Origin of the sequence: Staphylococcus sp. McC-251-APC-3A2 (genome assembly GCF_009695665.1) — a bacterium.
GTDB lineage: Bacteria > Bacillota > Bacilli > Staphylococcales > Staphylococcaceae > Staphylococcus > Staphylococcus cohnii.
Genome location: NZ_VUNO01000002.1, coordinates 283,257 through 294,735, shown reverse-complemented (window position 1 = coordinate 294,735; position 11,479 = coordinate 283,257). Strand labels below are relative to the sequence as shown.

General features: G+C 34.4%; 15 protein-coding genes. 4 read left to right on the top strand and 11 right to left on the bottom strand.

Annotated elements, in window-relative coordinates; genetic code table 11:
• Positions 1–846 (bottom strand): HAD hydrolase-like protein, encoded by an 846-nt coding sequence (locus tag FYJ81_RS06350; RefSeq protein WP_107504598.1) that lies wholly within the window; start codon positions 844–846, stop codon positions 1–3.
• 481 nt (positions 847–1,327) lie between these two features.
• On the opposite strand from FYJ81_RS06350, the gene FYJ81_RS06345 reads away from it, so the two are divergent.
• Positions 1,328–1,969: a 2-dehydro-3-deoxyphosphogluconate aldolase gene (locus tag FYJ81_RS06345; RefSeq protein WP_154409472.1), complete on the top strand. Its 642-nt coding sequence runs from the start codon at positions 1,328–1,330 to the stop codon at positions 1,967–1,969.
• 301 nt (positions 1,970–2,270) lie between these two features.
• Positions 2,271–2,462, top strand: a complete 192-nt coding sequence (locus FYJ81_RS06340; protein ID WP_019470083.1) for a hypothetical protein — start codon at positions 2,271–2,273, stop codon at positions 2,460–2,462.
• A gap of 181 nt (positions 2,463–2,643) precedes the next feature.
• Here FYJ81_RS06340 and FYJ81_RS06335 read toward each other — a convergent pair whose 3' ends face one another.
• Positions 2,644–2,913 (bottom strand): DUF1413 domain-containing protein, encoded by a 270-nt coding sequence (locus FYJ81_RS06335; RefSeq protein WP_154409471.1) that lies wholly within the window; start codon positions 2,911–2,913, stop codon positions 2,644–2,646.
• Positions 2,914–3,102: 189 nt separating this feature from the next.
• Between FYJ81_RS06335 and FYJ81_RS06330 the strand changes: the two genes are divergently transcribed.
• Together FYJ81_RS06330 and FYJ81_RS06325 are read left to right on the top strand one after the other, a co-directional pair.
• The gene (locus FYJ81_RS06330) at positions 3,103–3,810 is read left to right on the top strand and encodes an SDR family oxidoreductase (protein ID WP_107504599.1); all 708 of its coding nucleotides are present in this window, start codon (positions 3,103–3,105) and stop codon (positions 3,808–3,810) included.
• 73 nt (positions 3,811–3,883) lie between these two features.
• Entirely contained in the window at positions 3,884–4,384 is a 501-nt protein-coding gene (locus FYJ81_RS06325) for a GNAT family N-acetyltransferase (RefSeq protein ID WP_154409470.1), read from the top strand.
• Positions 4,385–4,513: 129 nt separating this feature from the next.
• Here FYJ81_RS06325 and hisIE read toward each other — a convergent pair whose 3' ends face one another.
• Genes hisIE through FYJ81_RS06280 form a run of 9 tightly spaced genes read right to left on the bottom strand, consistent with a single transcriptional unit; the run spans position 4,514 to position 11,421 of the window.
• Positions 4,514–5,143, bottom strand: coding sequence for a bifunctional phosphoribosyl-AMP cyclohydrolase/phosphoribosyl-ATP diphosphatase HisIE (gene hisIE, locus FYJ81_RS06320; protein WP_154409469.1), 630 nt, complete (start codon positions 5,141–5,143; stop codon positions 4,514–4,516).
• Entirely contained in the window at positions 5,140–5,898 is a 759-nt protein-coding gene (gene hisF, locus FYJ81_RS06315; RefSeq protein ID WP_154409468.1) for an imidazole glycerol phosphate synthase subunit HisF, read from the bottom strand. Before hisF ends, hisIE begins: the two co-directional genes overlap by 4 nt.
• Positions 5,895–6,599, bottom strand: coding sequence for a 1-(5-phosphoribosyl)-5-((5-phosphoribosylamino)methylideneamino)imidazole-4-carboxamide isomerase (gene hisA / locus FYJ81_RS06310; RefSeq protein ID WP_107384114.1), 705 nt, complete (start codon positions 6,597–6,599; stop codon positions 5,895–5,897). Before hisA ends, hisF begins: the two co-directional genes overlap by 4 nt.
• On the bottom strand, positions 6,592–7,170 hold the full coding sequence (gene hisH, locus FYJ81_RS06305) for an imidazole glycerol phosphate synthase subunit HisH (RefSeq protein WP_154409467.1): 579 nt from the start codon (positions 7,168–7,170) through the stop codon (positions 6,592–6,594). The genes hisA and hisH overlap by 8 nt, the downstream gene beginning before the upstream one ends.
• On the bottom strand, positions 7,167–7,745 hold the full coding sequence (hisB, locus tag FYJ81_RS06300) for an imidazoleglycerol-phosphate dehydratase HisB (protein ID WP_154409466.1): 579 nt from the start codon (positions 7,743–7,745) through the stop codon (positions 7,167–7,169). The genes hisH and hisB overlap by 4 nt, the downstream gene beginning before the upstream one ends.
• Positions 7,732–8,727, bottom strand: a complete 996-nt coding sequence (locus tag FYJ81_RS06295) for a pyridoxal phosphate-dependent aminotransferase (protein WP_107384111.1) — start codon at positions 8,725–8,727, stop codon at positions 7,732–7,734. Before FYJ81_RS06295 ends, hisB begins: the two co-directional genes overlap by 14 nt.
• Positions 8,720–9,982, bottom strand: coding sequence for a histidinol dehydrogenase (hisD, locus tag FYJ81_RS06290; protein WP_233422628.1), 1,263 nt, complete (start codon positions 9,980–9,982; stop codon positions 8,720–8,722). Before hisD ends, FYJ81_RS06295 begins: the two co-directional genes overlap by 8 nt.
• A complete protein-coding gene (gene hisG / locus FYJ81_RS06285) occupies positions 9,972–10,589 on the bottom strand; it encodes an ATP phosphoribosyltransferase (protein WP_107384109.1) in 618 nt (205 codons plus the stop codon). The genes hisD and hisG overlap by 11 nt, the downstream gene beginning before the upstream one ends.
• A 16-nt stretch (positions 10,590–10,605) precedes the next feature.
• Positions 10,606–11,421, bottom strand: coding sequence for an ATP phosphoribosyltransferase regulatory subunit (locus FYJ81_RS06280; RefSeq protein ID WP_107384108.1), 816 nt, complete (start codon positions 11,419–11,421; stop codon positions 10,606–10,608).
• Positions 11,422–11,479: the final 58 nt, after the last annotated feature.

Below are 11,479 nucleotides of genomic sequence, written 5' to 3'. Positions count from 1 at the left end.
TTATGCCTCTCCTTCAAAATTATTAAAAAATATTTGTTTTAAAGTGTCGTGTGTGTATTGGTTGAATTTACCATCTTTAAACAATTTTAAATATTTATTGTTAAAGTCTAGCCATGATTGATTTTCATGGCCTGCTAATATTGGATAAAAGTACATATTATGCGATTCTGCTGCTTCTAAGTCTCCTTTGGCATCTCCTAACATGATGATGTCTTCTAAATTGTAATATTGTTTTAAGTGCTCTAAACAGTGCTCTTTTGTACCTGCTTCTTGCGCAAACATGCCACTTAAATAGTCTGTTAATTTGTATGTGTTCCATTCATATTCAACTGCTGCCAAATTTGCTGATGACACTATTGCGATATCAGCAAAAGTTGAAGCGTTTTTTAGAGATGCTTGTACATATTTAAATGGTCCAATACTTGGTAAGGTTTTGATAATATCATTCACACGGTGTGACCAAGATAATGCTTTTTGTAATCCAATTTGTTGTGGATAGTTTGATATGGCTTTTTCCAGTGCTGGGTTAGAGAAAGCATCTGTTGTTTGTACCCAATGCTTAATATGTTCATAGCCCTCAATTTGAATGCCTTGTTCAACAAGTTCACTTAACATACGTTCTAACCCTTTAAAGCGATTAATGCCTCTAGTGATTTCATATAAGTTTATATCATTCCAGCGCTTTAATAGCTTGGACTCTATATTTTGTAATTGCCATTCTTCAACAATAGCTGGACCAAACGCACGCTCATGCTTTATAGTCATCGAATCGATGGCACACCCGTCAGAATCAACACAAATTAATTTTTTAAATCTAGGTTTATAAAGTGATAAAGAATCAATCATTTAATCTGTTCCTCTCAAGTTAAATTACAATCTTAATGATTATTTAATTAAAAATATGTGTGCTTTATCATAACCATCGCTTTACTTAGGATTGTATTTTAAGCAAAGTTTACGAATATAATAAAGCGCTTTCTTTATACTATTAAAGTTAGCATTCATAATAGAAAAAAACTAGCACATTTCGTGTAACTTTGTGAGTTTAATCACAAAGTTAATGTTTTATGTCATTTTATTAATAAAACTATTATCTATTTGATTGAAGTACGTAATCAGAGGTGCGTACGTTCCTTCTTTGGTGTATAACATCTCTGGCATTCGTTTTGTGAATAAAACACCAATATGCTACATAGAAACTAGTGTTTGAGCAAATCCGTCAACGGAATAAAATGTAGCATCGTATTAAAGGTTCGTTTAGTATTCATTGACGAAAATGATATAAAAATTACAATGAAATAAAATGACGTAGAAAGGACAGGCGCTAATGGATAAATTGCTTACTTTGGAACAATTACATCGTAATTACTTGATAGGAGTAGTGAAAGGATGTACTTGTGAAGATGCTATATTGAAAAGTGAAAAAATGATTGAGAGTGGTATCAAAAATATTGAAATAACATTTAACACGCCTTATGGAGAATTAGCCATAAAAACGTTAACGCAAAAATTTGATAAATCAATTATTGTTGGTGCAGGTGCGATTCAAAATGCTGTAACAGCACGTGTAGCGATTATAAATGGTGCCCGCTATATAGCAACTCCACATTTAGATGTCCAAATAGCGCATATTTGTAATGTATACCAAATACCTTACTTGCCAAGATGCGGTTCGAAAGATGAAATCATACAAGCGATGCAATATGAAGTAGAAGTGATTAAACTGTATCCTGCAAATATATTAGGAGTGAATTTTATGGAAAACATCTATGGAAGCATTCCAAATATAAATATAATACCTTATGGTGGCGTGTCATTAGAAAATATAGATCAATGGTATAAAAACGGTGCATTTGCTATTGGGATTGGTAATGCATTAACTAAAGGGGCTCAAAAAAACCAGTTAGATACGATTATTAATCAAACACATGCGTTTGTAGAAAAGCTAAATTCAATGCGTTTGCACTAAAGTGATTAGCTGAAATATTACAGAACTACTTACTATAAACGATTAAGCAAAATATTGAAGAGACAAACAGCTTAAACGTAAAGTTCTCACTGGCCTATGCGGAATATTTAGAAAAGCATTCATTTTTAAAATTAAACAATTTGTCAATCTAAAAATATGTGAAATATATTAAAAAAGGCTAAAAGTGAGTATTTTGTGAAATTAATCACAAAATACTTTAAAATTCTATTACTTTCGATTATGATAAGAGTGTAGAAGATAACAATGCCTAGCGAAAGAAAAAATACGGAGTGATTATTAAATGAGAAAAGTAATTGAAGAAGTCATTTTTTCAAATGAAAGTAGTTATGACATATACACACATACTGGTGTGAATCAAGGCATTATTAATGACATTAAAGATGGATACAGAAGTATTGATTATATAGCTTATATTGACGCAGAAAAACTATACAACTATGGATTAGAAAAAAAGCTACTAGTAAGTAATTAATACACTGTATTCATCTAGTAGCATCGAAGTTTGTGCACACATATTTCATCGTGTGTTGTGCATAAAACTTCATGTATATTATTCTCCCTAGTATCACCTTTCATGATTTATTTAGAGCCCTTACAAAGTGGAAAAGCCTATGTTACTGTTCGTCCAGTAATGTAGGCTTTTCTCATCATTATTAAACATATGATTTAAAGTTTTGTTTGATTTCATTATAGTTATAAACAGAGTTATACATGCGCATGCGAATGTGATCTTGTGAAGCATATGAGATACGTAATTGCTTACTTTGGCTCACAAATCTACGAAATTCACGCTCATATCGTTGGCGCTGGTTAAGTGATAGTCCGAGCCATTCTGCTTCATTAAACAATTGTTCAAAACGAAAATCGAAACTTGTGCTATCTATATTATTTCTTAAATTTTTAATTCTTTTATGAAAGTCCATAAGTCATCCTCCTAAATTATAAAAGGTAAGTTAGTTATGTATTATATACCCACTCTATAATTATTTATTGTTTATGACAAGTATGCAAATTCATGAGCTGACTCATTGTTTCAAGATGGAGGGCACATGGTATAATCTGTGTGGATAGGGTATAAAAATATGAAATACGTTTGATGAAAGGAAGATTTGATGGTTAAATTAGAGCACAAAGTTGCAATCGTTACTGGTGCTAGTAGTGGCATTGGTGCTAGCATAGCAGAGGAGCTATCTAGTCATGGTGTACAATTATTATTAGCTGGTCGTGATGAAACACGACTTAAAGATGTTGTAAATCGTATTCGTTCAAATGAATATCAAGCGAAGATTGAATTTTTAACAGCGGATGTGACACAACAACAAGAAGTTGAACGTCTAGTAGCATATGCAAAAGAGCATTTCGGTCGCTTGGATATACTCGTAAATAGTGCCGGCCAAATGATTTCTTCTGCTGTTACTGATGGAGATGTAAAGGCTTGGGAATCAATGATTGATACAAACGTAAAAGGGACACTGTATGGCATTAATGCTGTCATACCAACATTTTTAGATCAATCTAGTGGCCATATTATTAACATTGCTTCTATCTCAGGTTTTGAAGTGACGAAAATGAGTACTATATACAGTGCAACGAAAGCTGCGGTGCACACGATTACGCAAGGATTAGAAAAAGAGTTGGCTAAAACTGGCGTTCGAGTGACAAGCGTTTCACCGGGTATGGTAGATACGCCTTTAAGTGGTCAGACAGATTGGGGAGAGCGCAAAAAGCTAGAACCCAAAGATATTGCTGAAGCAGTAGTTTATGCATTACAACAACCTTCACATGTAAATGTAAATGAAATTACAGTCAGACCAGTTTGATACGTCCTTCTTATATTTAGTTTAAAATAAAGTTAATGGTAAAGTGAAAATATACTTTGAAAGTAGGCAAAACATGGAGTTTAGATATCTTAAGAAAGGTGATGTAGAAGTGTATCGTTTATTGCGCTTACAGTCTCTACAAACTGATCCTACAGGTTTTGCTTCAACTTATCAACGCGAGATTCATTTGCCTATTGAACGTTTTGAAGATAGGATAGGGATGAATGAAAGACATTTTACAATGGGTGTATTTGATGGTGAAAAATTGATTGGCTATGCAACTTTTTATCGAGAAACTTTAGAGAAAATTAAACACAGAGGTAATTTAGTCGGTGTATATTGCGACCCACAATATAGAAGACGAGGCTTTACACAACAATTAATTCAAAAAATGATAGATATTGTCAGTGAACAAGGTGTAGTTAAAACTATAGGTTTATCGGTACTTGCGGAAAATCTAAGTGCTATTAAATTATATGAAAAATTAGGATTTCAAAGATATGGCACAGAACCTAAGGCACTTTATGATGGCAAACGGTATTATGATGAAGATCTGATGGTGTTATTTTTATAAAAATAAAATGAATCAAACAATTTAGGCTGAAACAGCGATTAGCTGTTTCAGCCTAAATTTTGTTATGTGGCTATAGATTGGTGGAAATATCTTAATATAGAAAATTATTGAATAATCAGTGAGTGCAATTTACCAATCTTTTATATCTGATCTTTCGCCTTTAAAGTTATTAGAAACTTGATGACGTTTTGCCAAAATTGCCTCTATATCTTCAAATTTGATATTCAACGCATGCAAGAGCACAAAGAGATGATATATTAAATCAGCAGTTTCATTTGTTACCTCGTCGCGGTTCGATTTCATAGCACCGATTACAACTTCAAATGCTTCTTCACCAAATTTTTTCGATATTTTTTCTAAACCTTCATTCAATAAATATTGTGTGTATGAATTTTCTTTATTTGACTTAGCACTTGAAGTTACTGTGTCTTCGAGCTGTTGAACATAGAAGGGAACAGTGGTGTTGAAACAGCTCTGGCTTCCAGTATGACAAGTTGGACCATTAGGGATTACATCTATCAATAAGGTGTCTTGATCACAGTCTAGGTGTATGTTTTGAACGGCTTGGGTATGACCAGATGTTTCACCTTTTGTCCATAAGCGGTCTTTAGAACGTGAATAAAAACAAACCATGCCATCAGCTATTGTTTTGTTGTAAGCATCTTCATTCATATAGCCAAGCATAAGCACTTGCTTTGTCTGAACATCTTGCAATATTGCGGGGATAAGCCCTTTACTAAAATCAGGTTGTTGTGTCATCTTATTGGAATACCTCCTTGAGCCATCGTTTGTTTGATTTCATTTACTGTGGTTTCTTTGTCATGAAGTATGCTAGCAGCAAGTCCTGCCGAAACATTCGTTTGTTTGAATAAATCTACAAAATGATCAGGATTGCCGCCGCCACCAGAAGCAATAATAGGGATGTGCACAAGTTGTTCAATCTCATGTAAATGGTTGACGTCAAAGCCTTCTTTCATGCCATCGTGTGTCATGCTCGTTATTAATAGTTCGCCTGCACCTAAAGATTCTACTTCTTGAACCCAATCATAGACACGCTTATTTGTACGTTTTTTTCCCCCATGAGTATAGCAAAAATAATCGTTTAATTCTGTATCATAGTTACTATCTATAGCAATACAAATACATTGGTTTCCAAATTTTTCACTGGCTTCTTGGATAAATGAAGGGTTCTTTAGAGCACTAGAGTTTAGAGACACTTTATCAGCACCATGATTTAGCAACTGCGATATATCATCGATTGTGGAGATACCGCCACCTACAGTAAGTGGAATAAACAATTTTTCAGCAGTTTCCTCAATGACATCTAACATAAGCCCATGGCCAGCTTCAGTGCGGGATATATCTAAAAAGACTAATTCATCTGCGCCTTGTTCATTGTAATAAAGTGCATAATCCACAGGGTTTCCAAGGTCACGTAGTCCTTTAAATTGTATTCCTTTGACAACGCGCCCATCTTTCACATCTAAACAGGGGATAATTCTTTTTTTTATCATGATAATCCCTCCCAAAATGCAGGATTGTGTGCTGCTTTACCAACAATTGCTGCATAAACACCAGATTTTTCTAATTGTTCTAAGTCTTGTTGATGACGAATGCCACCAGAAGCAATGACAGGTTTTTGTGTTGCTTCGACAAGTTGCGTTGTTATTTCAAAGTTTGGACCAGATAAGCGTCCATCTTTCGAAATATCCGTATAGATAATGCCACCCAAAGGTAGTGATTCAATTTGCTGAACGAAATCAAATAAATCTAAATGTGCATCTTGTTCCCAGCCATTTATTTTTATCTCACGCTGATAAGCATCAACCGATAGATATAATTTGTACGGAAATTGATGAGACATTTTGGCCAACCATTCAATATCTTGAATACCTTTAGTCCCAATAATACAATAATCTATGCCATCAGCAAAATATGCATTAATTGTTTCAAGACTACGTATGCCACCACCGACTTCCATCGGTTTGTTGGTCAGGCTTCTCAGTTGCTTGATATAGTCCTTTTCAATAGATGTTTGCTGCTTTGCACCGATTAAATCGACAATATGAATACGTTCTACACATTTAAACTTGTTATAATAAACGACACTATCTTCAGCGCTGCGAGTCATTTTTTCTTCTGAGTCATATTTTCCTTCCGTCAGTCTCACACTCGTTGCATTAATTAAATCAATAGCTGGCCAAATATTAATCATTTAAGAAACCACCTTTCAGAGCTTGATTAAGTATTGCTAAACCATCTTCACCACTTTTTTCTGGATGGAATTGAATGCCTATAAGATTTTTATATTGGACAATTGCAGGAATCAATGTGCCATAATCTGCATACGCAACAACATGTTCTGACATTTCAGCTTGATATGAATGTACAAAATATACATCCTGTGTTAATTCTGTAAGGTTGCTGATTAAATTGTTCCAACCTAAATGGGGCACCGGATAAGATGTTTGGATAGGTATGATATTTCCAGGGAAAAGTTGTAAGCCATCTACATCACCTTCTGCGCTGTGTTCGTATAGCAAGTGCATACCTAGGCAAATGCCTATGATTGGTTTATTTGTTATCGTTTTTAAAATGGATTTTAATCCCCGTTTTTCAATCGCTTGCATAGCATCTTTAAAATGACCTACACCAGGTAATATGATGACATCTGCTGCTTTAATATCGTTGGGACTATCCGTTAAAATCGCATTAAAACCTAAACGATTAATCGCACGTTGTATGTTTTTAATGTTCCCTAAACCATAGTCAATCACTGCAATCATTCAATCACGCCCTTAGATGAAGGGGTGATATTCGTGTCATTCGATGCTAGTGCATCTTTAAGCGCTCGAGCAAAAGATTTAAATATACTTTCGATCTCATGATGTGTGTTTCCACCGCGAATTAAGTCAATATGTGTTGTTAGGCGAGAATTGATAACAAGTGCTCTGAAAAATTCCTCTACGAGTTCTGTATCAAACGTACCTACTTTTTCTTTACTGAATTGTGCATTAAATGATAAATAAGGTCGACCACTAATATCAATGACTGTACGTGCAAGTGTTTCATCCATAGGTATGTAACTAAACCCATAACGCTGAAAGTATTTGCGTTCCTTCACTAAGGATAATAGTAGCTGACCGAGAACAATACCAATATCTTCGGTTACATGATGATCATCTACTTGAACATCTCCATTTGCTTCTATAGATAAGGATAATTGGCTGTGAAAAGTAAAGAGCGTCAACATATGATCCAAAAATCCAACGCCTGTATTGATATTACTTTCACGATGATCATCAGCTAGAGAAATAGTTAATTGTGTTTCAGCTGTATTGCGTGTTTTATTTACTATCATATTGTGACCTCCAATTTTTAATAAGTACAAATAATTGATCTAATTGTTCATCTGTAGCAATAGAGTATCGGACATAGTCAGACATTTCTGGTTCGTCATATAATCTTGGAAGGAAACCATTGGACTTAATATAAGCGCCTAAACTTTGTGCAGCTTCTCCCTTTGTTAACACGAAATTTGTAGCAGAAGGGAAGACTACCATGACATCTGAGACAAGTTCATGAAACATATTTTTAAGTTTGTGAGCAAGCTGTCGTTGTTGCTTTACAAACGCGCGAGTCATTGCTTGATTTTCAAACATATAAATCGCAATATGAAGCGTAATTGTATTCAGAGGATACGGGTGCTCGATGCTTTGGATGAGTTTGATGGTATCTTTAGTGCCAATTAATACACCTAATCTTAGGCCAGCAATGCCAAATGCTTTTGAGAGCGTGCGCATTTGAATAATATGCGGTTGCATCTTAATATCATAAGCTTCACCAAAATCTAAATAAGCTTCATCTATGATAAAGTAGCCACCAAGCGTCTGCATCTTATCCGCGATAGCCATTAAAAATGTCGTACTATATTGTATGCCTGATGGATTATGTGGATTGCTCATAATAAAGAATGCAGGTTGTACTTCATCAATGCGTTTTAAAATCGTCTCTAAATCAAATGTTAAATCTGAATTTGCTGGTACAAATTTAATAGGGCGAGCGACTTGATTGGCATATGCTTGATACATAAAAAAGTCAGGGTCTAGCGTTAAAGCTGGGCCTTCTGGCATGATTAACATTAACTTTTGAATAAGTTCATCAGAACCATTACCTGCAATGACTTGGTCAGGTGAAATATTATGAAAAGCTGCATAAGCTTGTTTGAAGCGTTCATATTCATCATCAGGATAAAGATTGAATGCTGCTTTTTGAATAATTGTAGCGAGTTGTTCATTAGATAATGGTTTAAGTGGACTTTCATTTTTATTAATTCTAATCATTGTGTGGCTCCTTTGTTGTTCGAATTTCTATTGATTTTTCATGATTATACAAACGCTCGATATGTGCTAACTTACGTGCGGATTGTTCAATATTATTAAATGTTTGTTGAGATAAATCGATAACAGAATGTCTCGTTAAGAAATCATTCACTGATAGACCATTGGTGAAACGTGCAGTCTGATTTGTAGGTAAAACATGGCTTGGTCCAGCAACATAATCCCCGATAACTTCTGGAGAATAATGACCCAAGAAGAGCGCGCCTACATATTTCACATGGTTGACATAGTCTTGGGGACATTGTGTTTGTATAGATGCATGTTCCGGTGCAATTTGATTCATCAAATCACAAGCTTCTGTAAAGTTTTCTACTGAAATTAAGAAATGGTTATGTTTCAAACTGGCATCAACAATAGGTTGTCGTTTGATTTGTGTCATTGTGTGTTGGATGTTATTTTCTAATTGTTGTAACAAGTCTTTATCCTCACTGATGACAAATGTTCTAGCGAGTTCATCGTGTTCTGCTTGTGCAAATACATCATACGTAATTGCCTCTATGTCAGCTGTTTGGTCAATAATTAGCGCAATTTCACTCGGACCAGCAATTTGATCAATGCCAACTTGACCAAATAAATATTTTTTAGCATATGCAACATATTGGTTGCCAGGACCAACAATTTTATCCACTTTAGGAATTGTCTCAGTACCATACGCAAGTGCAGCGATACTTTGTGCACCACCAACTTGGTAAACCTGATCAACACCAGCAATATAACAAGCAGCAAGTACAATATCAGGTAGACCTTCAGGTTGAGGTGGCGTAACGGCCACTATATTTTTAACGCCTGCAACTTTGGCAAGTGTTACAGTCATTAACACAGTAGAGGGATAACTAGCTTTTCCACCAGGGACGTAGACACCTACACGCTCTAACGCATGATATAATTCGTAACATTCTGAATGAACTTGTTTATGATCTTGTTTAATAGAAGTTTGATATGCTTTAATCCTGTCATGACTTTGTTCGAGGGCTTCCCGTGTAGATGAGTCAATGCGTTGATAAGCAGTAAATAAGTCTTCTTTAGGTACTTCTAATTGTGATGTTTCTACTTTATCTAATTGTAAATTATATTCTTTTAAAGCAGCATCACCTCGAAATTTCACCTGATCACAAATTTCTTTTACGATTGGATATAAATCTTCATTTAGTGCAGATTGATTCAGGTAGTTATTTAAAAATGTTTCTTTATTTGTAATCAATGAGAGACACCTCCAAAGTTTTAATTAAATCTTCAATTTCAGTTGATTTTTTAAAATATGAGGCTTTATTTGTAATGAGCTTTGCATTGATGTTTTTAATTTGCTCTTTTTCAATTAAGCCATTTGACTTTAAGGTAGTCCCTGTTTGAACGATATCAACAATGCCATCTACCATATCAACCAAACAAGCCAATTCTACTGAACCAGATAGTTTTACAAGCTCAACATCCAAACCTTGTGCTTCAAAATATTGACGTGCTGTTTGTGTATATGAGGTAGCTACTTTTTTAAATTGATAGGCCTCTGGTTTAGCAGCAAGTGAAAAGTGACATTCGCCAAATGGTAAATCTAGTAAGTTGTTAATAAAATAATTGCCTTCTTCTAAAATATCACTACCGACGATTCCAATATCTGCAACGCCTTGTTCAACATATATTGGTACGTCACTACCTTTGACTAAAATAAATTGTATTTCATTAACTGTTATAAGTAATTGACGTTCTCTATGTTCAAGCGCATATGCTATTTCAATTTCTTTTATTTCATTTAGATAATTAATAAAACTTTTAAGTAATCTACCTTTTGCTAATGCGACAGTAAGCATGGTTTTCACTCCTTTTTTATAGTATAAATCCGAGTCCAAAGCCTTCTAATTTCCCTTTGTAAAATCCACCAGTTAGACGCTGAGTTTTATTGTTTTTTAAATGGCATTTCATGAATGATCCTTTGTAATAAGAACGTGGTGGTCTAGGGGTTATATCAAGGTGAATTTCAGTAATATTTTGTGATTTAAACCATTGCTCCCACCGATGTAATGACTGGATAGTACGATGATCATGCGGAAATAAATGGGTTAATAAATCAAGTTGTTCCGTAGTTTTAGTTGTGAGTAACTGTACCACAGGATGTGCAAGTCCTAACTGTGCAGTTAACTCTGAAATATTACGTTCTTGTATAAGGTTTAATATAGTTTGATTTTGTTCGTTAGCAGCTAATAATAAATCTATTAATTGATAATGCCCTAAAATGACAAAGTCGATATCATCATTCAACGTATACTTAATAAAGTTATAAAACGTTTTAAAATCGTTTTGCATATCTGTAATTGTTGGGTTGTAATGTTCGATACCTAACTGAGTGTAGACTTCGTTATTTCTGACGATGGGACCAGTATATGCTAAACGTTGCTGTTCAGGTTGATAGTTACTGTAGTAACGTAATAATTGATCTGTGAAATCATTACGCAAAGCAAAAATATGATGGTCATGTTGCCAAAAACTACGTTCCGTCATTTGTTGTAAATCATCAGGTGTAAGTGATTGCCAAGATAATGATTCTATAAAACTAAAATCAACAAGTTTAAAATCTGCTTGTTGAAAATGTTTTAAAAAAGCTAGTTCTTGTTCTTTATTATTAATAAGTGCTTTCGTATCCATAATATAATGACCATCCTTTATTAAATACTTTGTTTCTCTACCGAACTAAAGTAAATTG

What these genes read in the sequence shown, in the direction of transcription:
- hisIE (WP_154409469.1), bottom strand. Translation starts at nt 5,143, where the DNA reads ATGACACAACAACCTGATTTTAGTAAAGGGCTTATCCCCGCAATATTG.
- FYJ81_RS06325 (WP_154409470.1), top strand. Translation starts at nt 3,884, where the DNA reads ATGGAGTTTAGATATCTTAAGAAAGGTGATGTAGAAGTGTATCGTTTA.
- hisA (WP_107384114.1), bottom strand. Translation starts at nt 6,599, where the DNA reads ATGATTAATATTTGGCCAGCTATTGATTTAATTAATGCAACGAGTGTG.
- FYJ81_RS06345 (WP_154409472.1), top strand. Translation starts at nt 1,328, where the DNA reads ATGGATAAATTGCTTACTTTGGAACAATTACATCGTAATTACTTGATA.
- FYJ81_RS06335 (WP_154409471.1), bottom strand. Translation starts at nt 2,913, where the DNA reads ATGGACTTTCATAAAAGAATTAAAAATTTAAGAAATAATATAGATAGC.
- FYJ81_RS06280 (WP_107384108.1), bottom strand. Translation starts at nt 11,421, where the DNA reads ATGGATACGAAAGCACTTATTAATAATAAAGAACAAGAACTAGCTTTT.
- hisG (WP_107384109.1), bottom strand. Translation starts at nt 10,589, where the DNA reads ATGCTTACTGTCGCATTAGCAAAAGGTAGATTACTTAAAAGTTTTATT.
- FYJ81_RS06295 (WP_107384111.1), bottom strand. Translation starts at nt 8,727, where the DNA reads ATGATTAGAATTAATAAAAATGAAAGTCCACTTAAACCATTATCTAAT.
- FYJ81_RS06330 (WP_107504599.1), top strand. Translation starts at nt 3,103, where the DNA reads ATGGTTAAATTAGAGCACAAAGTTGCAATCGTTACTGGTGCTAGTAGT.
- FYJ81_RS06350 (WP_107504598.1), bottom strand. Translation starts at nt 846, where the DNA reads ATGATTGATTCTTTATCACTTTATAAACCTAGATTTAAAAAATTAATT.
- FYJ81_RS06340 (WP_019470083.1), top strand. Translation starts at nt 2,271, where the DNA reads ATGAGAAAAGTAATTGAAGAAGTCATTTTTTCAAATGAAAGTAGTTAT.
- hisF (WP_154409468.1), bottom strand. Translation starts at nt 5,898, where the DNA reads ATGATAAAAAAAAGAATTATCCCCTGTTTAGATGTGAAAGATGGGCGC.
- hisH (WP_154409467.1), bottom strand. Translation starts at nt 7,170, where the DNA reads ATGATTGCAGTGATTGACTATGGTTTAGGGAACATTAAAAACATACAA.
- hisB (WP_154409466.1), bottom strand. Translation starts at nt 7,745, where the DNA reads ATGATAGTAAATAAAACACGCAATACAGCTGAAACACAATTAACTATT.